Origin of the sequence: Streptomyces sp. MMBL 11-1, from assembly GCF_028622875.1 — a bacterium.
Classification (GTDB): Bacteria; Actinomycetota; Actinomycetes; order Streptomycetales; family Streptomycetaceae; genus Streptomyces.
Map to the genome: position 1 here is coordinate 5,873,529 of NZ_CP117709.1, position 24,922 is coordinate 5,898,450.

The window sequence follows — 24,922 nt, forward strand, 5'->3', positions numbered from 1 at the left end:
ACCACATGGCGAACCAGGGGTGGACCCATGCGAATATTCAAGTCCCGGGCTGTCCGGGCGATCACGACAGCGGTCGCTGTCGGTCTGATCGCCACGGGCTGTTCCAGCGAGCGGGACGAAGGCGGCTCCAAGGGGGGCGACAAGGACACCTTCGTCTTCGCCGGAGCCGGTGACCCCGGTTCCCTCGACCCGGCCCTCGCGAGCGACGGTGAGACGTTCCGCGTCACCAGTCAGGCCTTCGAGGCGCTCCTGGAGCACGAGTCCGGTGGGAGCAAGCTCGTCGGCGGCCTCGCCGAGAAGTGGTCGAGCGACCCGGCCGGCAAGGTCTGGACGTTCAACCTGCGCCAGGGCGTGAAGTTCCACGACGGCGAGGCGTTCAACGCCGCCGCGGTCTGCGCGAACTACGACCACTGGTTCAACTGGAAGGGCACGTACCAGTCCAGCGCGGTCTCCTACTACTGGCAGACCGTCATGGGCGGGTTCGCGAAGAACGAGGACGCCGAGGCGCCCAAGCCCAACTACAAGTCCTGCACCGCCAAGGACGACAACACGGCCGTCATCGAGGTGAACGAGCCCTCGGCGAACCTGCCGGGCGGGTTCTCCCTCCAGGCGCTGGCGATCCACTCGCCGAAGGCCATCAAGGAGTACGAGAAGCAGGACGCGACCGCCAAGGGCGACGCGATCACGTACCCCAAGTACAGCCAGGAGGCCGGCACGGTCGCCGGCACCGGCCCGTACAAGATCACGAAGTGGAACAAGGGGAACAAGGAAGTCTCCCTCACGCGCTTCGACGGCTACTGGGGCGACAAGGCCAAGGTGAAGAACCTGGTCTTCCGCACCATCTCCACCGAGGAGACCCGCCGCCAGGCGCTCCAGGCGGGTGACATCGACGGCTACGACCTGGTCGCGCCGGCCGATGTGACGACGCTGGAGAAGGAGGGTTACGAGGTCCCGACCCGTGACGTCTTCAACATCTTCTACCTCGGCATGAGCCAGTCGGCGAACCCGGCGCTGAAGAAGCCCGAGGTCCGTCAGGCGATCACGCACGCCATCGACCGCGAGAACCTCGTCAACACCCAGCTGCCCGAGGGCGGCAAGGTCGCGACCCAGTTCATGCCCGACACGGTCGCCGGCTACTCGGACAAGGTGAAGACGTACCCGTTCGACACCGCCAAGGCGAAGGACCTCCTCAAGCAGGCCGGTGAGGAGAAGCTCACCATCGACTTCTGCTACCCGACCGAGGTCACCCGCCCGTACATGCCTGCCCCGCAGGACATGTTCGAGCTGATGAAGGCCGACCTGGAGAAGGCCGGCATCACCATCAAGCCGAAGGCCATGAAGTGGGCCCCGGACTACCTGGACGCCACCGAGGCGGGCTCCTGCGCCCTGCACATGCTCGGCTGGACCGGTGACTTCAACGACGGCTACAACTTCATCGGCACCTGGTTCGCCGGACCGGACAAGCAGTGGGGCTTCAAGGACCAGAAGGTCTTCGACGCCGTGAACGCCGCCTCCAAGGTCACCGACCCGGCCGCCCGCACCGCCGCGTACCAGAAGGCCAACGAGGCGATCGCGGAGTACGTCCCGGGCGTGCCGATCTCGTCCTCGCCGCCGGCCATCGCGTTCGCCAAGAACGTCAACCCGCCGAAGGTCTCCCCGCTGACGCTGGAGAACTTCGCCGAGGTCTCCTTCAAGTAATCGCACACCAGCGGGTCCGCCCGGCCACAGCAACCAGGTGGCCGGGCGGACCCGCATCGACGCACGTGAGAAAGGGGCATGCGGGGTGCTGCGACTCGTCGTAAGAAGACTTCTCCAGCTCATTCCCACCCTGCTCGGCCTGTCGGTCCTGCTGTTCCTCTGGCTGAACCGACTGCCCGGCGGACCCGCCTCAGCGATCCTGGGCGAGCGGGCCACCGAAGCCGAAGTAGCGAGGATCAACAGGGCACTCGGGCTCGACGAGCCGGTCCACGTCCAGTACTGGCGGTTCCTCAAGCGCATCTTCGAGCTCGACCTCGGAACCTCCACCCAGACCGGCCAGCCGGTGTGGGACGAATTCACCCTGCGCTTCCCGGCCACCGTGGAACTCAGCGTCGCCGCGATCCTGATCGCCGTGGTCGTGGGCATCCCGATGGGTTACCTGGCGGCCAAGCACCGCGGCGGCTGGCTGGACGTCGCCTCCGTCTCCGGATCGCTGCTCGGCATCTGCATCCCGGTCTTCTTCCTGGCCATGCTGCTGCGCGGGATCTTCTCCGTGGAGCTGGGCTGGTTCCCGAGCCAGGGCCGGCTCACCACCGGGCTCAACGCCACCGACGTCACCGGATTCGCCGTCCTGGACGGCTTGTTGACGGGGGAGTTCGACGCGAGCTGGGACGCGATCATGCACTTGATCCTGCCCGCCGTCGCCCTGGCCTCGATCCCGCTCGCCGTCATCGTCCGGATGACCCGCGCCAGCGTCCTGGAGGTGCTCGGCGAGGACTACATCCGTACCGCCGAGTCCAAGGGCCTGGACAAGCGGACCGTGCGCGGCCGCCACGTGCTGCGCAACGCCCTGCTGCCCGTGATCACCGCGGTCGGCCTGCTGACCGGCAGCCTGCTCTCCGGTGCGGTGCTCACCGAGTCCGTCTTCGACTTCGGCGGCATCGGCTCCTTCATCCGTACCGCGATCGACGGCCGCGACTACCCGGTCCTCGTCGGGTTCATTCTCTTCATCGCGATGGTGTACGTGCTGATCAACCTGCTGGTCGACCTCGCGTACAGCATCATCGACCCGAGAGTGCGGGTGCACTGACGTGACGATCCTGACCAACAAAGCAGACAAGATCGACCGTCTCGCCGAGCTGACGCAGAGCTCCGAGACCGTCACCGGCACCAGCCTGTGGCGCGAGGCGTTCCGCCGGATGCGGTCCAGCAAGATGGCGATCATCGGCGCGGGCATCATCACCACGTTCGTCCTCGTCGCGATCCTCGGCCCGATGCTGGCCCCGCACGGGCCCACCGCGCAGATCTGGCGCAGCGAGGTCTTCCCCAACCAGGGCAAGTTCATCGGCATGCGCGGCGAGAACTGGTTCGGCCTGGACCACCTGGGCCGCGACATGTTCTCCCGCTGGCTCGTCGGGGCCCGGCAGACACTGCTCGTCGGCGTCGTCTCCATGCTCATCGGACTGATCGTCGGCGCGCTCGTCGGTGTGCTCTCCGGAGCCGCCGCCACCCTCGGCGGCAAGGTCGGCCAGCGCGTCGACACCGTGATCATGCGCTTCACCGACATCATGCTGTCGCTGCCCTCGCTGCTGCTCGCGGTCTCCATCGCCGCGGTCCTCGGCCAGTCGCTGACCACCGTGATGATCGCCGTGGGTGTCGTCCAGATCCCCATCTTCGCCCGCCTGCTGCGCGGTTCGATGCTGGTCCAGGGCGGTGCGGACTACGTGCTCGCCGCGAAGGCGGTCGGCATCCGGCGCAAGCGGATCGTGCTCACGCAGATCCTGCCCAACTCGCTGAGTCCGGTGATCGTCCAGGCCACACTGAGCCTGGCCACCGCGATCATCGAGGCCGCGGCCCTGTCCTACCTGGGCCTCGGCAACCCCGACCCGGCCGTACCCGAGTGGGGCGTGATGCTCTCCCAGGCGCAGCGCTTCTTCGACAACGATCCGATGATGGCCGCCTATCCAGCCGTCGGGATCATCATCACCGCCCTCGGCTTCACCCTGCTCGGCGAGGCCATGCGCGAAGCCCTCGACCCGAAGTTGCGAGGCTGAAGTCCCATGTCACTGCTCTCCGTTGAGGAACTCAGCGTCACCTTCACCGCCCGCGGCCGCAAGGACGCCACGGCCGTGGACGGTGTCTCCTTCGAGGTCGACCAGGGCCAGGTCGTGGGCCTGGTCGGCGAGTCCGGCTGCGGCAAGTCCGTCACCTCGCTCGCCCTGATGGGCCTGCTGCCCAACAAGGGTGTGCGCGTCGGCGGCCGTGCCGAGTTCGACGGCCAGAACCTCCTGACCATGAACGAGCGGAAGCTGCGCGATCTGCGCGGCAGCCAGCTCGCGATGATCTTCCAGGACCCGCTCTCCTCGCTGAACCCGGTCGTCCCCATCGGGATCCAGGTCACCGAGATCCTCCAGCGCCACCGCGGGCTGAAGGGCGAGAAGGCCCGCAAGGAAGCCGCGTCGCTGCTGGACCGGGTCGGCATCCCCGACCCGGACCGGCGGCTCAAGGAGTACCCGCACCAGCTCTCCGGCGGTATGCGCCAGCGGGCGCTGATCGCCATGGCGGTCGCCTGCGCGCCCCGGCTGCTGATCGCCGACGAGCCGACGACGGCACTCGATGTGACCATCCAGGCGCAGATCCTGGAGCTCCTGAAGGAACTGGTCGACCAGGAGGGCACCGCCCTGCTGATGATCACGCACGACCTCGGCGTCGTCGCCGGCCTCTGCGACGAGGTCAACGTCCTGTACGCCGGACGGGCGGTGGAATCGGCGGGCCGCCGCGAGCTGTTCGCCCATCCCACCCACCCGTACGCGCACGGGCTGCTCGGCTCCATCCCGCGCCTCGACGCGCCGCGCGGCGAGCCGCTGCACCCGATCCGCGGGTCCATCAACGACAAGATCGCCTGGGCCGACGGCTGCGCGTTCGCACCCCGGTGCGACCACTACACGATGGAGTGCCTCACCGGCACTCCCGAACTGACCGAACCACGCACGGCCGGACACCAGGTGCGCTGCGTCAACCCGGTCCTGCCCAAGGCGGAGGTCCCGGCATGAGCCTTCTCGAACTGGACGGCGTCAAAGTCCACTTCCCGGTCAAGAAGGGCCTCCTCTTCGACCGTACGGTGGGCCACGTCTACGCGGTCGACGGCGTCTCGCTGAGCGTCGAGGCCGGTCAGACGTACGGGCTGGTCGGCGAGTCGGGCTGCGGCAAGACGACGCTCGGCCGCGCGGTCCTGCGGCTGAACGACATCACCGACGGCGCGGTCGTCTTCGACGGCACCGACCTGGCGAAGCTGCCCTCCGAGGAGATGCGGACCTACCGCCGCCGGCTCCAGATGGTCTTCCAGGACCCGCTGGGCAGCCTCAACCCCCGGCAGAACATCGAGTCCATCCTCGCCGAGGGCATGGCCGCCCACGGGATCGGGAAGGACGCGGCGGAGCGCCAGGAGAAGATCGAGTCCATCCTCGCCAGGGTCGGCCTGCCGGCCAACGCGATGTCCCGCTACCCGCACGAGTTCTCCGGCGGCCAGCGCCAGCGCATCGGTATCGCCCGCGCGCTGGTGCTGGAGCCGGACGTGATCATCTGCGACGAGCCGGTGTCCGCGCTGGACGTCTCGGTCCAGGCACAGGTGATCAACCTGCTGGAGGAGCTCCAGGAGTCCCTCGGCCTGACCTACCTGGTCATCGCGCACGACCTCGCCGTGGTCCGGCACATCTCGGACGTCATCGGGGTGATGTACCTCGGCGGGCTCGTCGAGGAGGCCCCGAGCGACGCGCTGTACGCGGGGCCCCGGCACCCGTACACCAAGGCGCTGATGTCGGCGGTCCCGGTGCCCGACCCCGAGGTCGAGGACCGTCGCGAGCGCATCCTGCTCCACGGCGACCTGCCCTCCCCGGCGAACCCGCCGACCGGCTGCCGGTTCCACACCCGCTGCCCGTGGGTGCAGGAGACCAAGTGCGCCACGGAGCGCCCGCCGCTGCTGGACACCGGCGACGGGCACAAGGTGGCCTGTCACTTCACCGCCGAGATCGAGGCCGGGACGGTGAAGCAGACCCTGGCCACGGGGATCGGCGCGGTGACCGGCACGGAGACGGTGGCGGCCGAAGCGGTGAACACGGCGGAGGCCGAGGACGCCGCGAAGAAGCCCGCGACCGTACCGGCCCAGGCCGACGCGGACGCCACGGAGAAGGCGGAGGACGCCACGGAGAAGGCGGGGGGCAGCCCCAAGGCCTAGGGAGCGTCCGACACCGGCACAATTGCCCGGTGCTCACCGAACTGTTCACGCCCTCCGTCCAGCATGCGCTCGACCTCGTCGGGATCTTCGTCTTCGCGATCTCGGGTGCCCTGCTCGCCGTCCGCAAGAACTTCGATGTCTTCGGCATCGCGGTCCTCGCGGAGGTGACAGCGCTGGGCGGAGGGCTGTTCCGTGACGTGATGATCGGCGCGATCCCGCCCGCCGCCTTCACCGACCTCGGCTACTTCACCACCCCGCTGTTCGCCGCCGGCCTGGTCTTCTTCCTCCACCCGCACGTGGAGCGCATCCAGGCCGGCGTCAACGTCTTCGACGCGGCGGGGCTCGGCCTGTTCTGCGTGACCGGCACCGTCAAGGCGTACGAGTACGGCCTCGGGCTCACCGCCTCGGCGGCGCTGGGCCTGGCCACCGCGGTCGGTGGCGGTGTGCTGCGCGACGTGCTGGCCAACGAGGTGCCCTCCCTGCTGCGCTGGGACCGCGACCTGTACGCGGTGCCCGCGATCGTCGGCGCGACCATGGTCGTCCTGTGCATCCGCTTCGACACCCTCAACGCCCTGACCAGTGGGATGGCGGTGATCGTCGCGTTCGCCCTGCGACTGCTGGCGCTGCGCTTCCACTGGCGTGCGCCCCGCGCGTACAACCGCTCCTCCGCACGCGCCGAGAAGGGCTCGGCGGCCACGTAGCGCGAGCCGATCCGGCTCTCAAAAAGCTACCGCTCAGTAGGGATGTCGATGTACCGTGCATGCCATGGCACAGGCAGCGACTGAGGCGGCGCAGACCGCACGGGCAACCATCGGCGACAGCGAGTTCGACCGGGACACCGCGGTCACCCCGCGCGAGGAGGGCGTCTACGACGCCGAGCTCTCCGCGGGCTGGACCATCCTCCGGGCCGTCAACGGCGGCTACCTGCTGGCCCTGCTCGGCCGGGCCCTGGGCGACGCCCTGCCGCACTCCGACCCGTTCTCCGTCACGGCGCACTACCTCACCGCCTCCGTGCCCGGACCCGCCGTCGTACGCACCCAGACCGTCCGTACCGGCCGCACCCTCTCCACGGGCCAGGCCTCCCTCTTCCAGTACACCGAGGACGGCGGCGAGATCGAGCGCATCCGGGTCCTGGCCACCTACGGCGACCTGGACGCGCTCCCCGACGACGTCCGCACGACGGCCCGTCCGCCCGCCATGCCCGACCGGGACCACTGCCTCGGCCCGAGCGACGGCGCGCCGAAGATCCCCGGCAGCTCCGCCATCACCGACCGCCTGGACATCAAGCTGGACCCGGCGACCGTCGGCTGGGCCGTCGGGGCTCCGTCCGGCAAGGGCGAGATGCGCGGCTGGTTCGGCCTGGCCGACGGCCGCGACCCGGACCCGTTGTCGCTGCTGCTCACCGTGGACGCCCTGCCGCCGACCTCGTTCGAGCTGGGCCTGCCCGGCTGGACCCCCACCGTCGAGCTGACCACCCACATCCGCTGCCGCCCCGCCCCGGGCCCGCTGCGTGTCGCCATCACCACCCGCAACCTCGCGGGCGGCTTCCTGGAGGAGGACGCGGAGGTCTGGGACAGCGCCGACCGCCTCGTCGCCCAGTCCCGCCAGCTGGCCAAGGCCCCGCGCACGGTCTGAGGCGCGCTTCATTCCCGGACCGCGGACTCCGGACCGACGCCGTGTGCCCCGGCGTTCGCGGCGACCACCTCGCACAGCCGGCGGCGGCGTGGCCGGCGTTCAGGGCGCCTTGACGGACGCCGCCACGAACGCCTCGGCCGGCCCTTCGGCCACGGCCTGCTCGCCGACCGGTCGCCGGGCACCGGATCCACGTGCACGGCGCCGGCCCGGCGCGCGCCCCGTCACTCCTCGTCCAGCCAGTGCTCGCGGCCGACCGAGACCAGCCGCAGCCGACGCCGGGCCACCCGGACGACCTCCCGCTCACCCGCAGGGCCGGCCTCCAGCAGGGCCGACGCGGTGATCACCATGTGGTCCACATAGAGGCCGCCCAGCATCAGCAGGTCCTCCGTGCTCCACCCGGCCGACCCCGGCTCCTCACGCAGTGCGAGCGCCACCTCCTCCGCGAACCGCAGCAGTTGGGCGGCGATGGCCACCCGCACCGGGCCCACACCGCCGTGCTGCTCGCGGGCGATGAACCGGAAGTGGGCCGGCTGCGCGCCGACATGACGTGCTATCACCTCCACGCTGCGGTCCAGCCGTTCCTCGCTGTCGCCCGTCTCCGCGAGCACCGCGCCGATCAGTCCATGCAGGCTGCCCAGGGTCTCCTCGACCAGGGCGACGCCGAGCGCGGCGATGTCCTCGAAGTGCCGGTAGAAGGCGGTCGGGGTGACCCCGGCGGCCCGGGTGACCTCGCGGAGGCCCAGGCTGCTCAGGCTCTGGTGTTCCAGCAGGGCGAGCGCCGCGTCCAGGAGGGCCTGGCGCGTCCTGAGTTTCCGGGTCTGGCGGACTCCGGCGGGCATGTGACTCATGCCATTCAGTAAACAACCGTTCTCCGAGTCGAGGAAGGGGCTCGGGGTTTAGACTTTTGAGTCAGTGAACACTCGTACTCCGAATGGTTTCCCCACGGCTGTTCGAACGGTACTCGTCGCCGCACAGAGAGGTCCCGCCGTGCTCGCCCTCGTCGCCGCGCTGCTCCTGCTGGGCATCGTCCTCGGAGCGGTCGCCCACCTCCCGCTCCCGCTGTCCCTGGCGGCCGCGGCCCTGATCGGCTGCTGGCTGCTGATCTTCGCCGTACGCGAGCGCGCGTCGCGCCGCACCCGTTGACCACCACCGCCGCGCCCGTACCGAAGGCCCGCGCCCGTACCGAAAGCCCCGCGCCCGCGCCCGTCGAGCCTGCCGTTCCCGGATCGATCCGAAGGAGCTCGCACTATGACCCTCACCGACTTCGCCCGCCGCGTGACCGACTCCGGCACCGAAGCCGTTACGGGAGCCGAGGCTGCCGGTCCCGACACCGGCGCCGCACCGGAAGCGACCGGGCGGGCCCCCGCCCCTGACGCGGGCACGGATACCGCGGCCTCCCGGGCCGTGGGCCGGGAGGCGGACGGTCTGGCCGTCGCCTCGTTCGTCCTCGGCCTCGTCGGGCTGCTGGTCTTCAACATCCTGCTCGGGCCCACCGCGATCGTGATGGCCCTGCTGGCCCTCGCCCGCCGCACCCGCCGCCGGGGACGCGCCCGGCTGGGCCTCGCCCTGGGCATCGCCGACCTCGTCGTGCTCGCCGTCCTCGTCACCGGCAACGGCGCGGTCGCCTGGGACTTCGGCGGCTGACACGCCCCCCGCGCGACTCCATGAGGCGTGCCCGCCCCCGCGCCCCCACGAGACACGCCCCCCCCACGCGACCCCATGAGTCGCTCCCGACGCCACCCCATGAGTGGCCCCGACGCGACCCCACGAGACGCCCTCCCCGTTCCGGACCGGGCCCCTCCGCGGGCGTGCGCGGGGACCGGGCCGTGACGCGCCCGGCATGCGCCCCACCCCGGGCTCGTAGAATCGGCCCCACCATGGCTTACCTCGACCACGCCGCGACCACCCCGATGCTTCCCGAAGCGATCGAGGCGATGACCGCCCAGCTCTCCGCCACCGGCAACGCGTCCTCACTGCACACCGCCGGACGCCGGGCCCGCCGTACCGTCGAGGAGTCCAGAGAAGCTCTCGCCGACGCCCTCGGCGCACGCCCCAGCGAGGTGGTCCTCACCTCCGGAGGCACGGAGGCCGACAACCTCGCGGTGAAGGGCCTCTACTGGTCCCGGCGTGACGCCGACCCCCGCCGCACCCGGGTCCTGGCCGGCCCCGTCGAACACCACGCCGTCCTGGACGCCGTCGACTGGCTGGCGGAGCACGAGGGCGCGACCGTCGACTATCTCCCGGTCGACCGCCACGGCCGGGTCCACCCCGAAGACCTCCGCGAGGCGATCCTCCGCGACCCCGACGACATCGCGATGATCACCGTGATGTGGGCCAACAACGAGATCGGCACCATCATGCCGGTCCGGGAACTGGCCGCGGTGGCGGCCGAGTTCTCCATCCCCATGCACGCCGACGCGGTCCAGGCCTTCGGCCAGCTGGAAGTCGACTTCGCCCGCTCCGGACTGGCCGCCATGACGGTCAGCGGGCACAAGATCGGCGGCCCGTTCGGCATCGGCGCGCTGCTGCTGGGGCGCGACCACACCCCCGTACCCGTCCTGCACGGCGGCGGCCAGGAGCGCCACGTGCGCTCCGGCACCCTGGACGTGCCCGCCGTCGCCTCCTTCGCGGTCGCCGGACGGCTGGCGGCCGAGCGGCGCGAGGAGTTCGCCCGGCGCGTGGGCGCCCTGCGCGACGAGCTGGTGACCGCCGTACGCCTGGCCGTGCCGGACGCCGTGCTCGGCGGCGACCCGGACCCGGCCGGACGCCTGCCCGCCAACGCCCACTTCAGCTTCCCCGGCTGCGAGGGCGACTCCCTGCTCCTGCTGCTGGACGCGCAGGGCATCGAATGCTCCACCGGCTCCGCCTGCACCGCCGGGATCGCCCAGCCCAGCCACGTACTCCTGGCCACCGGGACCGATCCGGACCTGGCCCGGGGCACCCTGCGCTTCTCGCTCGGCCACACCTCGACCGAGGACGACGTGAAGGCGCTGGCCGAGGCGATCGGCCCGGCGGTGGAGCGGGCGAGGACGGCCGGGCTCAGCTGACGGCGGCGCTCGGAGCGGGGCCCAGCCGTCACAGGCGCCGCTACGCCGTCGCCGACGGCGTGGGGGAGGGGCTGGGCGGCGCCGTCGCGGCCCGGCGCACCAGCTCCAGGTACCGGTCCCAGTCCCAGTGCGGGCCCGGGTCCGTGTGGTCGGTGCCCGGCACCTCCACGTGCCCGATGATGTGCTCCCGGTCGACGGGTATGCCGTGCCGCGCGCAGATCGACGCCGTGAGCCGCGCCGAGGACGCGTACATCGCCTTCGTGAGGTCCTTCGGCCGGTCCACGAACCCCTCGTGCTCGATGCCGATGCCCCGCTCGTTGTACGCGCGGTTGCCCGCCTGGTACGCCACGTCCAGCTCGCGGATCATCTGCACCACCCGCCCGTCCTGCCCCACGATGTAGTGCGTCGCGGCCTGGTGGGCGGGGTCCTGGAACACCCTCACCGCGCTGGCGAAACTGCCCTGGGTGACATGGATGATCACCCGGTCGATGGGGAAGTCGTCGGGGCGGTCCGCACGCCGCCAGTTCGCCTCCGACGCGGCCACCCAGGTCGCCCCCGCGTAGTCCAGCTCGCCCGGCTTCCTCGGCTTCTCGACCCCGGGCACCTGCCACCACAGGCGCTTCACCCGGTCGCGCACGAGCACGGCGGCGGTGCCGGCGGCCACCACCGCACCGCCGCCGATCAGCAGCGCGCGCCGGCCGACGCCGTCCGCCGGCTTCTTCCGCGAGGACGAGCCCGAGGACGAGCCCGAAGACTTTCGTGAAGGCTCGCGCGCACCCCGGGTGCTTCCGTTGTTCCCCATGTGACCGTCAACGCATATCCGCGAGCGTTCGGTTCCCGGCGACCCGTACCCTGGAGGGGCTATGACTCAGACTTCCCAGCGCCCCCTGCGTGTCCTCGCCGCGATGTCGGGCGGCGTGGACTCCGCCGTCGCCGCGGCCCGTGCCGTCGAGGCGGGCCACGACGTGACCGGTGTCCACCTCGCCCTCTCCGCGAATCCCCAGTCCTTCCGGACCGGGGCGCGCGGGTGTTGCACCATCGAGGACTCCCGGGACGCCCGCCGTGCGGCCGACGTCATCGGTATCCCCTTCTACGTCTGGGACCTGGCGGAACGCTTCCGCGAGGACGTCGTCGAGGACTTCGTCGCGGAGTACGAGGCCGGGCGCACGCCCAACCCCTGCCTGCGCTGCAACGAGAAGATCAAGTTCGCCGCGCTGCTCGACAAGGCCCTCGCCCTCGGCTTCGATGCCGTGTGCACCGGCCACTACGCGACCGTCGTGCTCACCGAGGACGGCAGCCGTGAGCTGCACCGCGCCTCCGACATGGCCAAGGACCAGAGCTATGTGCTCGGCGTCCTGGACGAGAAGCAGCTCGCCCACGCCATGTTCCCGCTCGGCGACACCCTCACCACCAAGGACGAGATCCGCGCCGAGGCCGAGCGCCGGGGCCTGGCCGTCGCCAAGAAGCCCGACAGCCACGACATCTGCTTCATCGCCGACGGCGACACCCAGGGGTTCCTGGCGAACCGCCTCGGCGGCCCGGCCGAGGGCGACATCCTCGACGAGTCCGGTACGAAGCTGGGCACCCACGAGGGAGCTTTCGGCTTCACCATCGGCCAGCGCAAGGGCCTGAAGATCGGCCACCCGGCCCCCGACGGCAAGCCGCGCTACGTGCTCGACATTTCCCCGGTGAACAACACCGTCACCGTCGGCCCCGTCGAGGCCCTCGACGTGACCGCGCTGACCGCCATCAAGCCCCGCTGGTGCGGAACACCCCCGTCCGGCCCGGGCACGTACACCGCCCAGCTCCGCGCCCACGGCGGCGAGACTGAAGTCACCGCCGAGCTGGTCGACGGCTCCGAGCTGCACGTCACCTTCACCGAGCCGGTCCGGGGCGTGGCCCCCGGCCAGGCGGTCGTCCTGTACGACGGCACCCGCGTGGTCGGCTCGGCCACCATCGCCACGACGGCCCGCCGCGAGCGGGTGGCGACGGGCGGCTGAGGCTCACGACGCCTGCCGGTACGCGTACACGTCCCTGGCGAAGAACTCCGCCAGCACCGGCGCGATCACCTGGGGCGCCACCTCGCGCATCTGGCCCGTCAGCGTGCGGTGCCGGCCGCGCGGCAGGGCATCGGCCAGGGTCCGGGTCGCCGCGCGCGCCGGGGCGCTGCTGAAGCCGCCGCAGATCACCAGCGTCCGGGCGGCGACGGCGGCGAACCGCTCGACCGGGACCGCCCCGTCGCCCAGCAGGGCGTCGTCGTACGCCAGCGTGTGCGCCATCGCCTCCAGCTCCGCCCACAGCGGGGTGCGCCGCATCCGGGCGGCCGTCTCCTCCGCGACGCCCGTCATCGACAGGAACAGCTCCACCGCCCCGCCCCGGTCCCCGGCCGCCAGCAGCCGGTTCAGCCGGGCTGTGCAGCGGGCCTTGAACAGCAGCCCCGACGCGCCCGGTGTGTAGGGCGGCTCGTACACGGCGAGCAGCTCCACCGACAGCCCGGCGGCCACCGCCTCCAGGGCCAGCGCCCCGCCGGACGACATCCCGAAGACCGACGCGCCGGGTCCGGCCGCCCCGACGACGGCGGTCAGATCCTCGACCTCCCGTGCCACGGAACAGCGCCCGGTCTCACCGCTGGCGCCCCGGCCCCGGCGGTCGTAGGTGAGCACCGTGAAACGCGGCGCGAGCAGGGCGGCCAGCGGCGCGTCGGCCGCCGAGGTGCTCAGCGCCCCGCCGACGAGCACCAGAGGCGGGCCGTCGCCCTGGCGTCGGTAGGCGATCGGCGTGCCGTCGGCGGAGAGAATCCTGTCCATGGAAGAGGAGACCGGGGCGGTCCGGAAAACTCATCGTTCCGGCGGAAGGAAATTTCGGGGAAGGTGAACCGGCGGTCAGCCGACCGGTGTTCCCGGTGCCGTTTCCGGGGAGGTTTCCGGTTCGGCCGGGTCGGCCGGCACCGTCTCCGTGGCGTAGAAGCAGAAGTGGTCCTTGATGGCGCCGACTTCGGGATTCGGGATTCGGGTCCGGGTAGGCCCAGACGAGATCGGCGGCCCCGGGCAGTGACCAGTAGGAGGCGTCCCCCTTGAACGGGCAGTGGGTGCCGGTGTCCGACGGGTCGAGCAGATCGGTGCGGACGTCCTCGGGCGGCAGGTATTGACATGCTCCTCGGGCTGAAACCCGAGGATTCTGGCCGTCCCTACCTGTGGCTGTGCCGCTACGCGGTACGGCTGTGGGTGGGGGTTCCGTGGCTTCCTGCTTCTTCGTGCTGTGCCCGAACGGGTTCGGGTCTTACCGGCGCTCCGCAGGCTGGTACCGCCAGTCCGGCGGCCGTTTTCACGTTGACTGAGGCGTTGTGGTCGCGGTCGTGGACTGCCCCGCAGGCGGGGCAGGTCCATTCCCGTACGTGGAGGGGTTTGGGTCCGTCGCGGTGGCCGCAGGCGGAGCAGATCTGGCTGGTCGGCTCGAACCTGCCGATCTTCACGAACACCCGCCCGTACCGTTGCGCCTTGTATTCGAGCATGCTCACGAACTGTGACCAGCCCGCGTCGTGGACACTCTTGGCCAGTCGGGTGCGTGCGAATCCCGATACCGCCAGGTCTTCCACCGCGATCGCTTGGTTCTCGCGAATCAGCTTCGTGGAGAGCTGGTGGTGGAACTCTTTGCGCGCGTCGGCGACCTTGGCGTGGGCGCGGGCGGCTTTCAGGCGGGCCTTCTCCCGGTTCTTCGAGCCTTTGTGTTTGCGGGACAGGTTGCGTTGGGCCTTCTTGAGCTTCTTCTCCGCGCGGCGCAGGAACCGGGGTGAGTCGATCTTCGTGCCGTCCGAGAGGACCGCGAAGTGGGTGAGTCCGAGGTCGATGCCGATCGCGCTGTCCGGGTCGGGGGTCTCCCAGCGGGCCTGGTCGGTGCCGGGGTCGGTGTCGATGACGAACGAGGCGAAGTACCGCCCCGCCGAGTCCAGGATCACCGTCACACTGGACGGCACGGCCGGCAGGGCCCGCGACCACTTGACCCTCACGTCGCCGATCTTCGGCAGGGACAGCCGCCCGCCCCCGGTGATCTTCCAGCGGGCGTTCGCGGTGAACCGGATCGACTGCCGGGCATCCTTACGCGACTTGAAACGCGGCGCACCCACCCGCTTCCCCCTGCGCTCTCCCTTCAACGAGGCGAAGAAGTTCTTGTACGCGGCCTCCACATCCCGCAAAGACTGTTGCAGCACCACCGAGGAGACCTCGCCCAGCCAGCAGCGCTCTACCGTGTGCCGGGCCTGGGTGATCAGCCGTTTCGACAGCTCGGCCGCGTTCGGGAACGGCAGGTCGGCGGTGCGGGCGTCCTCACGGGCGCGTACCGCGTCGTTGAACACCACCCGGGCGCACCCGAACGCCCTGGCCAACGCAGTGCGTTGACCGGGCTCCGGATACAGGCGGAAGGCGTACCGAAGCTGCATTCGGTGATCGTACGAACACACACCACCCCCTGTCGCCGGGAACACCCGTTCCCCGCCTCACCCTCGTGGCCGCACCGTCCGGCTCCGCCGGAACGACACCGCGACCACGAGATTCGCCTCACCACCGGGCCGAAGCCCGATGCACTGCGACTGAAACTCGGTAGCGGACCGGGCAGCCGGTCTCGCGGAGCACGAGCGGGCGGCGGCTCTCGGCCAGAAGCTGTCCGTCGTGCATCACCCGGACGTGCTCGGTCCCCGGCTCGACGGTGATGCGGTGTCCTCGCGTGGCGGTCATGCCGGTTCCAGCGGTGTACGCGCCCGTAAGCTTCCCCGCTCCTTCGCTGTGGCCGGAATTCTCCCCGGAACGAGGGAGCGGGACGGGGGAGTGTCCGAGGCGGGTCGTACGGTTGGCCCATGAACATCTGCGTCTTCCTCTCCGCCGCCGACCTCGACGACCGCTACACCGTGCCCGCCCGCGAGTTCGCCGAGTTGCTCGGCAGGGGCGGACACACCCTCGTCTGGGGCGGATCGGAGAGCGGGCTGATGAAGGTCGTCGCGGACGGCGTGCAGGCGGCGGGCGGACGGCTCGTGGGCGTCTCGGTCGACTTCCTCGCGGCGAAGGCCCGGACGAACGCCGACGAGATGGTGATCGCCCGCGATCTCGCCGAGCGCAAGGCGCTCCTCCTGGCGAAGGCCGACGCCGTCGTGATCATGGTCGGTGGGACCGGGACGCTCGACGAGGCCACCGAGATCCTGGAGCTGAAGAAGCACGGCAAGCACACCAAGCCGGTCGTCCTGCTGAACACGGCGGGCTTCTACGACGGGCTGCGCCAGCAGTTCCAGCGCATGGAGGACGAGGGATTCCTGCCTCTTCCCCTGACCGACCTGGTCTTCTTCGCCAAGGACGGCGTCGGCGCGCTCGCCTACCTGGAGGAGTCCGCCGGTCACCAGTGAGGAGCAGCGGCGAGGGGTCCACCGGTCACCGGTAAGGAGCAGCGGTCCTAGGATCGCCCCATGTCTACCCACCTCATCACCGGCGCCGGCTCCGGCATCGGGGCCGCTGTCGCCCGCCGTCTCCTGGAGCGCGGCGACGACCTCGTCCTGCTCGCCCGCGACGCCGGCCGCGCCAAGGAGCTCGCCGACCGCTACCCGGGCGCGCGGACCCTCGTCGGCGACCTCGGCAACCCCGACCGGCTGTCCTGGGCGTTCGGCCAGCAGCCCATGCCCGAGCGGATCGACACCCTGCTGCACATCGCGGGCGTCGTCGAGCTCGGCGAAGTCGGCGAGCTCACCCCCAAGGCCTGGCACTTCCAGCTCAACGCCAACCTGGTCGCCCCCGCCGAGATCACCCGCCTCCTGCTCCCGCACCTCCGCGTCTCCCAGGGCCAGGTCCTGTTCGTGAACTCCGGAGCAGGGCTGGCCGCCCACGCCGGGTGGAGCGCCTACGCCGCGAGCAAGCACGGCCTCAAGGCGCTCGCCGACTCCCTGCGCCACGAGGAGCACGGCAACGGGGTGCGCGTCACCACCGTCTACCCGGGCCGCACCGCCAGCCCCATGCAGGCCAAGGTGCACCAGCAGGAGGGCAAGGAGTACGACGCTGCCCGCTGGATCGACCCCGAGTCGGTGGCCACCACGATCCTGATGGCGATCGACCTGCCGCGCGACGCCGAGATCAACGACCTCACCGTCCGCCCCGGCCGCTGACATCCCGGGGAGCAGGTTTCCCGCCCCGGACCGTAGGCTTCCCGCGTGAGCGAGAAGAGCAAGTTCAGCGGGTGTCCGGCGACCGGCATCGGGTCGATGCCCGGAGGAGACGCGAGGGAGGCGGCGAAGACCGTCACGGGGTCCTTCGCCGACGGCCAGGGCATGCCGTACCTGGCGGAACTGCCCGCGCGCGGACCGGGCGCCGACATGATCGGCCGGACCATCGGCATGCTCGCCGAGATGTACGGGCACGTCGAGCCGAGCGGCTGGCGGATCAGCGACCGGCCCGGCCGCGACACCCGCCGGGCCCGCTCCTGGCTGGGGGAGGACCTGGACGCCCTGGAGGAGTTCACCCAGGGGTACGAGGGCCTGCTCAAGGTCCAGGCCGTCGGCCCCTGGACGCTGGCCGGAGCGCTGGAACTGCGCGGCGGCGAAGCCATGCTCGCCGACCCCGGCGCCTGCCGCGACCTGGCCGGATCGCTGGCCGAGGGGCTCCGCGCCCACCTCGCGGAGGTCCGCCGCCGGATGCCCGGGGCCGAGGTGGTGCTCCAGCTGGACGAACCCTCCCTGACCACCGTCCTGCTGGGCCGGGTCCGCTCCGCCAGCGGTTACCGCACCTACCGGGCCGTGGACCGGCAGGTCGTCGAGAGCGCCCTGCGCGACGTGCTCGCCGCGGCGGGCGAGGACGGGACGACGCTCGTCCACTCCTGCGCCCCCGAGGTGCCGTTCGCGCTGCTGCGCCGGGCCGGGGCCGACGGGATCTCGTTCGATTTCTCCCTGCTCACCGAGCGTGAGGAGGAGGCGATCGGGGAAGCCGTCGAGGGCGGCACCCACCTCTTCCTCGGCGTGCTGCCCTCCACGGACGCGGCTTCGGAGGGATTGTCAGACCCGGGCGGTAGCGTCATGGGAGTCAGGACGCTGTGGCGCAGGCTGGGGCTGAATCCGGGGACTCTCGCCGAGTCCGTCGCGATCACCCCGTCGTGCGGTCTCGCGGGCGCGTCGCCCGCGTACGCCCGCACCGCGCTCGCCCACAGCGCCCGGGCGGCGAGGTCGCTCGCGGACAACCCTGAGTGACGGGGACGACGGGTATACAGGAGGACGGGACGATGGCGGGCGAACAGCGGGTGGAGCAGGACAGCTCGGTTCCGGCGGACGTGCGGGAGGAGCACGCGCTGCTGGCCGAGCAGATCGAGGAGCACCGCTTCCGCTACTACGTGAAGGACCAGCCGGTCGTCAGCGACGGCGAGTTCGACCGGCTGATGCGCGCGCTGGAGGCGCTGGAGGAGGAGCACCCGGCGCTGCGCACCCCGGACTCCCCGAGCCAGAAGGTCGCGGGCCCCTACCGCACGGAGTTCACCTCCGTGACCCACCGCGAACGCATGCTCTCCCTGGACAACGCCTTCGACGACGAGGAGCTGGCCGCCTGGGCGGACCGGGTGGCCAAGGACGTCGGCACCCCCGACCACCACTTCCTGTGCGAGCTGAAGGTCGACGGTCTCGCGGTCAACCTCACCTACGAGCACGGCCGCCTGACCCGGGCGGCGACCCGCGGCGACGGCCGCACCGGCGAGGACATCACCCCCAACGTCCGGACGATCGCGGAGATCCCGCACCGGCTGCGGGGCGAGAACATCCCCGCGCTCGTCGAGATCCGCGGCGAGGTCTTCTTCCCCATGGAGGACTTCGAGGAGCTGAACGCCCGGCTGGTCGCCGCCGACGACAAGCCCTTCGCCAACCCGCGCAACGCGGCGGCCGGATCACTGCGCCAGAAGGACCCCAAGGTCACCGCCGCCCGCCCGCTGCACATGGTGGTGCACGGCATCGGCGCCCACGAGGGACTGAGCATCGACCGCCTCTCCGCGGCCTACGAACTGCTCCACGGCTGGGGCCTGCCCACGGCCCGGCACAACAAGGTCGTCGACTCCCTCGCCGGCGTACGGGAGTTCATCGCGTACTACGGCGAGCACCGGCACTCCGTGGAGCACGAGATCGACGGCGTCGTCGTCAAGCTCGACGAGATCCCGCTCCAGGGACGCCTCGGCTCCACCTCGCGCGCCCCCCGCTGGGCCATCGCCTGGAAGTACGCCCCCGAAGAGGTCAACACCAAGCTGGTCAACATCCGCGTCGGCGTCGGCCGCACCGGCCGCGTCACCCCGTACGCCCAGGTCGAGCCGGTCGAAGTAGCCGGTTCCGAGGTCGAGTTCGCGACCCTGCACAACCAGAACGTGGTGAAGGCCAAGGGCGTCCTCATCGGCGACACCGTGGTCATCCGCAAGGCGGGCGAGGTCATCCCCGAGATCCTCGGCCCCGTCGTCGACCTGCGCGACGGCACCGAGAAGGCCTTCGAGATGCCGACGCACTGTCCCGAGTGCGGGACCGGGCTGCGCCCGATGAAGGAGGCCGACATCGACCTCCGCTGCCCCAACGCACGTACCTGCCCGGCCCAGTTGCGCGAACGGGTCTTCTACCTCGCCGGGCGCAAGAGCCTGGACATCGACCACTTCGGCTATGTGGCCGCCGCCGCCCTGACCCGGCCCCTGGAGCCCGCCGAGCCCGTCCTGCGCGACGAGAGCGATCTGTTCTCCCTCACCGTCGACCAACTGCTGCCGATCCGGGCGTACGTCCTGGACCAGGACAGCGGGCTGCCCAAGCGCGACCCGAAGACCGGCGAGGAGAAGATCGCGACGGTCTTCGCCAACCAGCAGGGCGAACCGAAGAAGAACGCGTTGGCCATGCTGGAAGGCATCGCCGCCGCCAAGGAAGCCCCGCTCGCCCGGATCCTCACCGGGCTCTCCATCCGGCACGTGGGGCCGGTCGCCGCCCAGGAGCTGGCCCGTCAGTTCCGTTCCATCGACCGGATCGACGAGGCGAGCGAGGAGGAGCTCGCCGCCGCCGACGGCGTCGGGCCGACCATCGCGGCCTCGGTCAAGCAGTGGTTCGCCGAGGACTGGCACCGCGAGATCGTGCGCAAGTGGCGCGAGGCCGGGGTGCGCATGGCGGACGAGGGCTCCGAGGCGGACGAGGGCCCCCGCCCCCTCGAAGGACTCACCGTCGTCGTCACCGGCACCCTCACGGGGCACACCCGCGACGGTGCGAAGGAGGCGCTCCAGGCCCTGGGCGCGAAGGTCGCCGGATCGGTGTCGAAGAAGACCGCGTTCGTGGTCGTCGGCGACAACCCCGGCTCCAAGTACGACAAGGCGATGCAGCTGAAGGTGCCCGTGCTGGACGAGGACGGATTCGCGGTCCTGCTCGAACAGGGGCCCGAACGTGCGAAGGAGGCGGCCCTGCCCGCCCCGGAAGCCGCGCCCGGAGCCGACCCGGAGAACAGCGGGGAGTAACCGCCCGCCGGGCCCCCGTTCGCCCACTGTTCTCCGGATCGAGACGCCTTCGAGACGCTGCCCCGGCATGGCACGGCCCGTACGGGGAAGGAAACGGGGCAGAGGGGTGAAGAAGGGGCCGCCGTTCCCCGAATGGCCCTGCCGCACCACCCGTTCGGATCAATAGCAGATGGTGACGGGTCGTCGGTTCGCATTCGGGCAAGAGCTGTAGAGCGCTGCCCCTGGAAGCCTTTCGCGGCCTACTGTTGAGAGGTGCGCCCGCCGTGCACGGCCGCTCGACCGGCCGTGGTGCCACGGGAGCGGGCGCCACCGAGAGACATCGGCACCGCCGGCTGTGAGAGGGACGGAATGAAACCGACCGAGAGCGCCGCCCCGGTGTCGCGGCTGCAAGGTTTCGTCGGCCTCACGCCCCCCGTGGGCGCCGTCGTCGTGGGCATCGCCGCGGTGTTGCTGGCGGTCGGGTCCTACCGGACCGTTCAGCAGGGACAGGCCCTCTTCCCGGACGGTGCGGTGGGCTGGTCCCTCGCGGTGCTCACCGGGATCATCGTTGGCCATCTGGTGGCGCTCGGCCGCGACCGGTGGTGGGGCGGCACCGGCTCGGGGGCCGCCCTCACCCTCGCCGTGCTGCTGCTGTTCGGCTGGCTGCCGGCCGTGCTGGTCAGCCTCGCCGTTGTGGTGCTCGTCGGGACCGCCCGCCGGCACCGCTGGTGGCAGGGGCTGCTGCACGGCGGGGTGGACATGCTGGGCATCGGCGCGGCGGCCCTCGTGCTGGCCGCGTTCGGCGAGGTGCCCACCGTCGAGGAGCCCTGGCGGCCACTCGACTGGGGCATCGCCGCCGTCCCGGAACTGCTCCTGACGGCATCGACGTATCTGCTCGTCACCCGGGTCCTGCTGTGGTACTCCCAGGCCCCCCACAACGGCGGGCTGCCCACCATCGCCCGTACCGCGATGCTGCGGCAGGGGCTCGTCGCCGTCGCGCTCCTCGGGCTCGCCCCGCTGATCTGCGCCGTCGCGATGTCCATGCCCGTCCTGCTGCCGCTCTTCGCGGTACCGCTGATCGCCCTCGACTCCACGCTCTGGATCGCCCGCGCCCGCGCCGAGGAGCAGCTGCGCGACCCGCTGACCGGGCTGCCCAACCGCCAGTGGCTGCTGGAGCGGACCTGGTCGGCGCTGGAGGACGCGGAGTCCATCGGCACCCGCTCCGCCCTGGTCCTCATCGACCTGGACCGCTTCCGCGCGGTCAACGACACCCTGGGGCACCTGGCCGGCGACCGGCTCCTGTTGCAGATAGCGGAGCGCCTGCGGCTCGCCCTGCCGCGCGGTGCGGAGGCGGCCCGGCTCGGCGGCGACGAGTTCGCCGTCCTGCTGCCGCACACCGACTCGACCACCAGCGCCCAGCAGGTCGCCCGCCATCTGGTGGCCGAGCTGTCCTCGCCGCTCGACCTCGACGGGCTGACCCTCGTCCTGGAGGCCAGCGCCGGGGTCGCCGTCTACCCGGACCACGCCCTGGACGCCGAGGGCCTGCTGCGACGGGCGGACGTCGCGATGTACCAGGCCAAGCGGGACCGCACCGGCGTGGAGGTCTACGAGTCCAAGCGGGACAGCAACACCCCCGACCGGCTCGGGCTCCTCGGCGACCTGCGCCGGGCACTGGACGCGGGCGAGGTCGAGCTGCACTACCAGCCCAAGGTCCGCTTCGACGGGCAGGTCGCCGGCCTGGAGGCGCTGGTGCGCTGGGCGCACCCGGAGCGCGGCCGGGTCCCCCCGGACGAGTTCATCGCCATCGCCGAGTCCTCCGGTCTGATGCCGCACCTCACGGAGTACGTCCTGGAGACGGCGCTCGCCCAGGTCGCCCGCTGGCGGGCGCAGGGCCTGTTCGTGCCCGTCGCGGTCAACGTCTCCCCGCGCGACGTGCACACCCCCGGCTTCGCGGGAGGCGTCGCGGCCCGTCTCGCCCGCCACGGTGTGCCCGCGGGAGCGCTCCAACTGGAGATCACCGAGCATGTGCTGCTGGAGGACCCGCAGCGCGCCGCCGACACCCTGGCCGGGCTCACCGCGCACGGCGTGAAGATGTCCCTCGACGACTTCGGCACCGGCTACTCCTCCCTGGTCCACCTGCGCAGACTGCCGGTCAGCGAGCTGAAGATCGACCGGTCCTTCGTGGCCCGGCTGGCGGTCGACCACGAGGACGCGGAGATCGTCCGCTGCACCATCGACCTGGCCCACTCGCTCGGCCTGGTCGTCGTCGCCGAGGGCGTCGAGGACGACGAGACCTGGGAGCGGCTGCGGGGCCTCAGATGCGACGCGGTGCAGGGCTGGCTGGTGGCGGCCGCGATGCCGCCGCAGGAGACCACGGCCTGGCTGCGGGCGCGCGGCGAGCACGGCTGGCGCAGGCCCGCCGAGCTGAAGGCCCAGGCGGCGGCGGCCGCCGCCACCGGGTCGGCCACCGGCCCGATGAACGCGTCGCTGAACGGCGCGGTGAACGGAACGGCGAACGGCGCGGTGAACGGCGTGGTGAAAGGGACGGTCAACGGGACGGTCAACGGGACGGCGAACGGCGTGGTGAACGGCGTGGTGAAAGGGACGGCGGAGACCGAGAGCCCCTGAGGGCGCCCCGGCGAACGCTCTCCTTCGAGCCCCGGGCCCCGGCCCGGGGCCCACCTCTTTCCGGGCCCCGCCGCCCGGAAGGGCGTAGCCCGATCGGGGTGGGGCACCCGGCATCGAGGGACCCCATAGGATTGGGTCACAAACCACACACCAACCCCTGAGGATCGCCGCATGCCTGGCATCACGCGCGAGGAGGTCGCCCACCTCGCCCGGCTGGCGCGTCTGGAGCTGAAGGGCGAAGAGCTCGATCACTTCGCCGGTCAGCTCGACGACATCATCGGCGCGGTCGCCCGCGTCTCCGAGGTCGCCGACCAAGACGTACCGCCGACCTCCCACCCGCTGCCGCTGACCAACGTCATGCGCGCGGACGAGGTCCGTCCGTCGCTCACCCCCGCGCAGGCGCTCTCCGGCGCCCCGGCCCAGGAGCAGCAGCGTTTCAAGGTGCCGCAGATCCTGGGGGAGGACTAACCGCCATGACGGACATCAGCACCATCATCAAGCTCACCGCGGCCGAGATCGCCGGGAAAATCGCCTCCGGCGAGCTGACCGCCGTCGAGGTCACCGAGGCCCACCTGGCCCGGATCGACGCGGTCGACGAGAAGGTCCACGCCTTCCTGCACCTCGACCGCGAGGGCGCGCTCGCCCAGGCCCGCGCCGTGGACGCGAAGCGGGAGGCGGGCGAGAAGCTCGGCCCGCTGGCCGGCGTCCCGCTCGCGCTGAAGGACATCTTCACCACCAAGGACATGCCGACCACCGTCGGTTCCAAGATCCTTGAGGGCTGGGTCCCGCCGTACGACGCGACGCTCACGCGGAAGCTGCGCGCCGCCGACGTCGTCATCCTCGGCAAGACCAACATGGACGAGTTCGCCATGGGGTCCTCCACCGAGAACAGCGCCTACGGCCCCACCGGCAACCCGTGGGACCTCACGCGCATCCCCGGCGGCTCCGGCGGCGGCTCCTCCGCCGCCCTCGCCTCCTACGAGGCCCCCCTCGCCATCGGCACGGACACCGGCGGCTCGATCCGCCAGCCCGCCGCCGTCACCGGCACGGTCGGCGTCAAGCCCACCTACGGCGGTGTCTCCCGCTACGGCATGGTCGCCTTCTCGTCCTCCCTCGACCAGGGCGGGCCCTGTGCCCGTACGGTCCTGGACGCGGCGCTGCTGCACGAGGCCATCGCCGGGCACGACCCGCTGGACTCGACCTCCATCGACGCGCCGGTCCCGCCGGTCGTCGAGGCCGCCCGCAACGGCTCCGTACAGGGCATGCGCGTCGGCGTCGTCAAGCAGTTCCGCGGCGAGGGCTACCAGGCCGGTGTCCTCCAGCGGTTCGACGAGTCGGTCGAGCTGCTGAAGTCGCTGGGCGCGGACGTCGTCGAGCTGGACTGCCCGTCCTTCGACCTGGCGCTCTCCGCGTACTACCTGATCGCACCGTCCGAGTGCTCCTCCAACCTGGCCCGCTTCGACGCCATGCGTTACGGCCTGCGGGTCGGCGACGACGGTACGAAGTCGGCCGAGGACGTCACCGCGCTCACCCGTGAGGCGGGCTTCGGCGACGAGGTCAAGCGCCGCATCATCCTGGGGACGTACGCGCTCAGCTCCGGCTACTACGACGCGTACTACGGCTCAGCCCAGAAGGTCCGCACCCTGATCACCCAGGACTTCGAGAAGGCCTTCGAGCAGGTCGACGTGATCGTCTCCCCGACGACGCCGACCACCGCCTTCCCGATCGGCGAGCGCGCCGACGATCCGATGGCCATGTACCTCGCGGACCTGTGCACCATCCCCACCAACCTGGCCGGCAACTCCGCCATGTCGCTGCCCTGCGGCCTGGCCCCGGAGGACGGTCTGCCGGTCGGACTGCAGATCATCGCCCCCGCCATGAAGGACGACCGGCTCTACAAGGTCGGAGCGGCCGTCGAGGCCGCCTTCGTGGAAAAGTGGGGGCACCCGCTGCTTGAGGAGGCTCCGTCGCTGTGAGTGCCATGGCAAAGAAGGCCAGTAACTTCAAGAAGTCCAAGACCGGGCTGTACGTCTCGCTCGGCAGTACCGCGTTCGGCGCGATCAGCATCGTCAAGCAGGCGAAGCTCGCGCGCGAGGACAACGACGTGCTGCGGCTCGTCGACGCGGCGGTCTCCGCGGCCGCCATCGTCACCGGACTCGCGATCCTCTATCGCGAACTGAAGCGTCTCGGCGACGACGACGTTCTGCTGGGCTGAGAGGGATAA

23 protein-coding genes and 2 pseudogenes are annotated in these 24,922 nt (G+C 71.2%); 19 read left to right on the forward strand and 6 right to left on the reverse strand.

All coding sequences use genetic code 11. The features are described from left to right. Nucleotides 1-27 precede the first annotated feature (27 nt). The 7 genes from PSQ21_RS26290 (at nt 28) to PSQ21_RS26320 (ending at nt 7,567) form a co-directional block, all read left to right on the forward strand. Complete coding sequence (locus PSQ21_RS26290) at nt 28-1,698, forward strand: ABC transporter substrate-binding protein (protein ID WP_274033541.1); 1,671 nt, start codon at nt 28-30, stop codon at nt 1,696-1,698. 85 nt (nt 1,699-1,783) lie between these two features. Continuing rightward, on the forward strand, nt 1,784-2,788 hold the full coding sequence (locus PSQ21_RS26295) for an ABC transporter permease (protein ID WP_274033543.1): 1,005 nt from the start codon (nt 1,784-1,786) through the stop codon (nt 2,786-2,788). A gap of 1 nt (nt 2,789) precedes the next feature. Beyond that, nucleotides 2,790-3,752 carry an ABC transporter permease gene (locus PSQ21_RS26300; protein WP_274033544.1) on the forward strand — a complete coding sequence of 321 codons (963 nt, stop codon included), beginning with the start codon at nt 2,790-2,792 and terminating at the stop codon, nt 3,750-3,752. 6 nt (nt 3,753-3,758) lie between these two features. Continuing rightward, on the forward strand, nt 3,759-4,751 hold the full coding sequence (locus PSQ21_RS26305; RefSeq protein ID WP_274033546.1) for an ABC transporter ATP-binding protein: 993 nt from the start codon (nt 3,759-3,761) through the stop codon (nt 4,749-4,751). Beyond that, nucleotides 4,748-5,932, forward strand: a complete 1,185-nt coding sequence (locus PSQ21_RS26310; protein WP_274033548.1) for an ABC transporter ATP-binding protein — start codon at nt 4,748-4,750, stop codon at nt 5,930-5,932. Before PSQ21_RS26305 ends, PSQ21_RS26310 begins: the two co-directional genes overlap by 4 nt. Before the next feature lie 29 nt (nt 5,933-5,961). Beyond that, entirely contained in the window at nt 5,962-6,633 is a 672-nt protein-coding gene (locus PSQ21_RS26315) for a trimeric intracellular cation channel family protein (RefSeq protein WP_097868510.1), read from the forward strand. Nucleotides 6,634-6,697: 64 nt separating this feature from the next. Further along, nucleotides 6,698-7,567 (forward strand): thioesterase family protein, encoded by an 870-nt coding sequence (locus PSQ21_RS26320; RefSeq protein WP_274033551.1) that lies wholly within the window; start codon nt 6,698-6,700, stop codon nt 7,565-7,567. Nucleotides 7,568-7,788: 221 nt separating this feature from the next. Here PSQ21_RS26320 and PSQ21_RS26325 read toward each other — a convergent pair whose 3' ends face one another. After that, nucleotides 7,789-8,415 (reverse strand): TetR family transcriptional regulator, encoded by a 627-nt coding sequence (locus PSQ21_RS26325; protein ID WP_274033553.1) that lies wholly within the window; start codon nt 8,413-8,415, stop codon nt 7,789-7,791. Between the two features lie 139 nt (nt 8,416-8,554). On the opposite strand from PSQ21_RS26325, the gene PSQ21_RS26330 reads away from it, so the two are divergent. The 3 genes from PSQ21_RS26330 (at nt 8,555) to PSQ21_RS26340 (ending at nt 10,614) form a co-directional block, all read left to right on the forward strand. After that, nucleotides 8,555-8,710: a hypothetical protein gene (locus PSQ21_RS26330; RefSeq protein WP_274033554.1), complete on the forward strand. Its 156-nt coding sequence runs from the start codon at nt 8,555-8,557 to the stop codon at nt 8,708-8,710. A gap of 105 nt (nt 8,711-8,815) precedes the next feature. Continuing rightward, a complete protein-coding gene (locus tag PSQ21_RS26335; protein ID WP_274033555.1) occupies nt 8,816-9,211 on the forward strand; it encodes a hypothetical protein in 396 nt (131 codons plus the stop codon). 233 nt (nt 9,212-9,444) lie between these two features. Then, entirely contained in the window at nt 9,445-10,614 is a 1,170-nt protein-coding gene (locus tag PSQ21_RS26340) for a cysteine desulfurase family protein (protein WP_274033557.1), read from the forward strand. A 40-nt stretch (nt 10,615-10,654) separates the two neighbouring features. Here the strand turns inward: PSQ21_RS26340 and PSQ21_RS26345 are convergent, their stop codons facing one another. Beyond that, nucleotides 10,655-11,416, reverse strand: coding sequence for an N-acetylmuramoyl-L-alanine amidase (locus PSQ21_RS26345; RefSeq protein WP_274033559.1), 762 nt, complete (start codon nt 11,414-11,416; stop codon nt 10,655-10,657). A 61-nt stretch (nt 11,417-11,477) separates the two neighbouring features. Here PSQ21_RS26345 and mnmA point away from each other — a divergent pair, with 61 nt between their 5' ends. Beyond that, the gene (gene mnmA, locus PSQ21_RS26350; protein ID WP_274033561.1) at nt 11,478-12,614 is read left to right on the forward strand and encodes a tRNA 2-thiouridine(34) synthase MnmA; all 1,137 of its coding nucleotides are present in this window, start codon (nt 11,478-11,480) and stop codon (nt 12,612-12,614) included. Nucleotides 12,615-12,617: 3 nt separating this feature from the next. On the opposite strand, the gene PSQ21_RS26355 is transcribed toward mnmA, so the two are convergent. From PSQ21_RS26355 to PSQ21_RS37895, 4 genes and pseudogenes are all read right to left on the reverse strand, one after another. Then, nucleotides 12,618-13,421, reverse strand: a complete 804-nt coding sequence (locus PSQ21_RS26355; RefSeq protein WP_274033563.1) for an alpha/beta fold hydrolase — start codon at nt 13,419-13,421, stop codon at nt 12,618-12,620. 75 nt (nt 13,422-13,496) lie between these two features. Then, nucleotides 13,497-13,761, reverse strand: a pseudogene (locus PSQ21_RS26360) (DUF427 domain-containing protein); the annotation flags it as partial. 58 nt (nt 13,762-13,819) lie between these two features. Then, nucleotides 13,820-15,049, reverse strand: a complete 1,230-nt coding sequence (locus tag PSQ21_RS26365) for an RNA-guided endonuclease InsQ/TnpB family protein (protein ID WP_274033564.1) — start codon at nt 15,047-15,049, stop codon at nt 13,820-13,822. A gap of 160 nt (nt 15,050-15,209) precedes the next feature. Next, nucleotides 15,210-15,344 (reverse strand): annotated as a pseudogene (locus PSQ21_RS37895) (DUF427 domain-containing protein); the annotation flags it as partial. Nucleotides 15,345-15,463: 119 nt separating this feature from the next. Here PSQ21_RS37895 and PSQ21_RS26370 point away from each other — a divergent pair. The 8 genes from PSQ21_RS26370 to PSQ21_RS26405 all read left to right on the forward strand — a co-directional run bounded on the left by PSQ21_RS26370 (nt 15,464) and on the right by PSQ21_RS26405 (nt 24,913). Further along, nucleotides 15,464-16,003 carry a TIGR00730 family Rossman fold protein gene (locus PSQ21_RS26370; RefSeq protein ID WP_274033566.1) on the forward strand — a complete coding sequence of 180 codons (540 nt, stop codon included), beginning with the start codon at nt 15,464-15,466 and terminating at the stop codon, nt 16,001-16,003. A gap of 60 nt (nt 16,004-16,063) precedes the next feature. After that, nucleotides 16,064-16,753, forward strand: coding sequence for an SDR family oxidoreductase (locus tag PSQ21_RS26375; protein ID WP_274033568.1), 690 nt, complete (start codon nt 16,064-16,066; stop codon nt 16,751-16,753). Nucleotides 16,754-16,798: 45 nt separating this feature from the next. Further along, a complete protein-coding gene (locus PSQ21_RS26380; RefSeq protein WP_274033569.1) occupies nt 16,799-17,827 on the forward strand; it encodes a methionine synthase in 1,029 nt (342 codons plus the stop codon). 32 nt (nt 17,828-17,859) lie between these two features. Continuing rightward, complete coding sequence (gene ligA, locus PSQ21_RS26385) at nt 17,860-20,091, forward strand: NAD-dependent DNA ligase LigA (protein WP_274033570.1); 2,232 nt, start codon at nt 17,860-17,862, stop codon at nt 20,089-20,091. Nucleotides 20,092-20,439: 348 nt separating this feature from the next. After that, nucleotides 20,440-22,698 (forward strand): putative bifunctional diguanylate cyclase/phosphodiesterase, encoded by a 2,259-nt coding sequence (locus PSQ21_RS26390; protein WP_274033571.1) that lies wholly within the window; start codon nt 20,440-20,442, stop codon nt 22,696-22,698. 171 nt (nt 22,699-22,869) lie between these two features. Then, complete coding sequence (gene gatC / locus PSQ21_RS26395; RefSeq protein ID WP_003966094.1) at nt 22,870-23,166, forward strand: Asp-tRNA(Asn)/Glu-tRNA(Gln) amidotransferase subunit GatC; 297 nt, start codon at nt 22,870-22,872, stop codon at nt 23,164-23,166. Nucleotides 23,167-23,171: 5 nt separating this feature from the next. Further along, nucleotides 23,172-24,674, forward strand: coding sequence for an Asp-tRNA(Asn)/Glu-tRNA(Gln) amidotransferase subunit GatA (gene gatA / locus PSQ21_RS26400; RefSeq protein WP_274033576.1), 1,503 nt, complete (start codon nt 23,172-23,174; stop codon nt 24,672-24,674). 5 nt (nt 24,675-24,679) lie between these two features. Beyond that, nucleotides 24,680-24,913 (forward strand): hypothetical protein, encoded by a 234-nt coding sequence (locus tag PSQ21_RS26405; protein ID WP_047178948.1) that lies wholly within the window; start codon nt 24,680-24,682, stop codon nt 24,911-24,913. Nucleotides 24,914-24,922 lie beyond the last annotated feature (9 nt).

Excerpts from the sequence above, each read along its gene's own strand:
- PSQ21_RS26355 (WP_274033563.1), bottom strand. The coding sequence starts at position 13,421 with ATGGACAGGATTCTCTCCGCCGACGGCACGCCGATCGCCTACCGACGC.
- gatA (WP_274033576.1), top strand. The coding sequence starts at position 23,172 with ATGACGGACATCAGCACCATCATCAAGCTCACCGCGGCCGAGATCGCC.
- PSQ21_RS26375 (WP_274033568.1), top strand. The coding sequence starts at position 16,064 with ATGTCTACCCACCTCATCACCGGCGCCGGCTCCGGCATCGGGGCCGCT.
- PSQ21_RS26305 (WP_274033546.1), top strand. The coding sequence starts at position 3,759 with ATGTCACTGCTCTCCGTTGAGGAACTCAGCGTCACCTTCACCGCCCGC.
- PSQ21_RS26390 (WP_274033571.1), top strand. The coding sequence starts at position 20,440 with ATGAAACCGACCGAGAGCGCCGCCCCGGTGTCGCGGCTGCAAGGTTTC.
- PSQ21_RS26290 (WP_274033541.1), top strand. The coding sequence starts at position 28 with ATGCGAATATTCAAGTCCCGGGCTGTCCGGGCGATCACGACAGCGGTC.
- mnmA (WP_274033561.1), top strand. The coding sequence starts at position 11,478 with ATGACTCAGACTTCCCAGCGCCCCCTGCGTGTCCTCGCCGCGATGTCG.
- PSQ21_RS26335 (WP_274033555.1), top strand. The coding sequence starts at position 8,816 with ATGACCCTCACCGACTTCGCCCGCCGCGTGACCGACTCCGGCACCGAA.
- PSQ21_RS26370 (WP_274033566.1), top strand. The coding sequence starts at position 15,464 with ATGAACATCTGCGTCTTCCTCTCCGCCGCCGACCTCGACGACCGCTAC.
- PSQ21_RS26320 (WP_274033551.1), top strand. The coding sequence starts at position 6,698 with ATGGCACAGGCAGCGACTGAGGCGGCGCAGACCGCACGGGCAACCATC.
- PSQ21_RS26340 (WP_274033557.1), top strand. The coding sequence starts at position 9,445 with ATGGCTTACCTCGACCACGCCGCGACCACCCCGATGCTTCCCGAAGCG.
- PSQ21_RS26310 (WP_274033548.1), top strand. The coding sequence starts at position 4,748 with ATGAGCCTTCTCGAACTGGACGGCGTCAAAGTCCACTTCCCGGTCAAG.
- ligA (WP_274033570.1), top strand. The coding sequence starts at position 17,860 with ATGGCGGGCGAACAGCGGGTGGAGCAGGACAGCTCGGTTCCGGCGGAC.
- gatC (WP_003966094.1), top strand. The coding sequence starts at position 22,870 with ATGCCTGGCATCACGCGCGAGGAGGTCGCCCACCTCGCCCGGCTGGCG.
- PSQ21_RS26405 (WP_047178948.1), top strand. The coding sequence starts at position 24,680 with ATGGCAAAGAAGGCCAGTAACTTCAAGAAGTCCAAGACCGGGCTGTAC.
- PSQ21_RS26365 (WP_274033564.1), bottom strand. The coding sequence starts at position 15,049 with ATGCAGCTTCGGTACGCCTTCCGCCTGTATCCGGAGCCCGGTCAACGC.
- PSQ21_RS26345 (WP_274033559.1), bottom strand. The coding sequence starts at position 11,416 with ATGGGGAACAACGGAAGCACCCGGGGTGCGCGCGAGCCTTCACGAAAG.
- PSQ21_RS26325 (WP_274033553.1), bottom strand. The coding sequence starts at position 8,415 with ATGAGTCACATGCCCGCCGGAGTCCGCCAGACCCGGAAACTCAGGACG.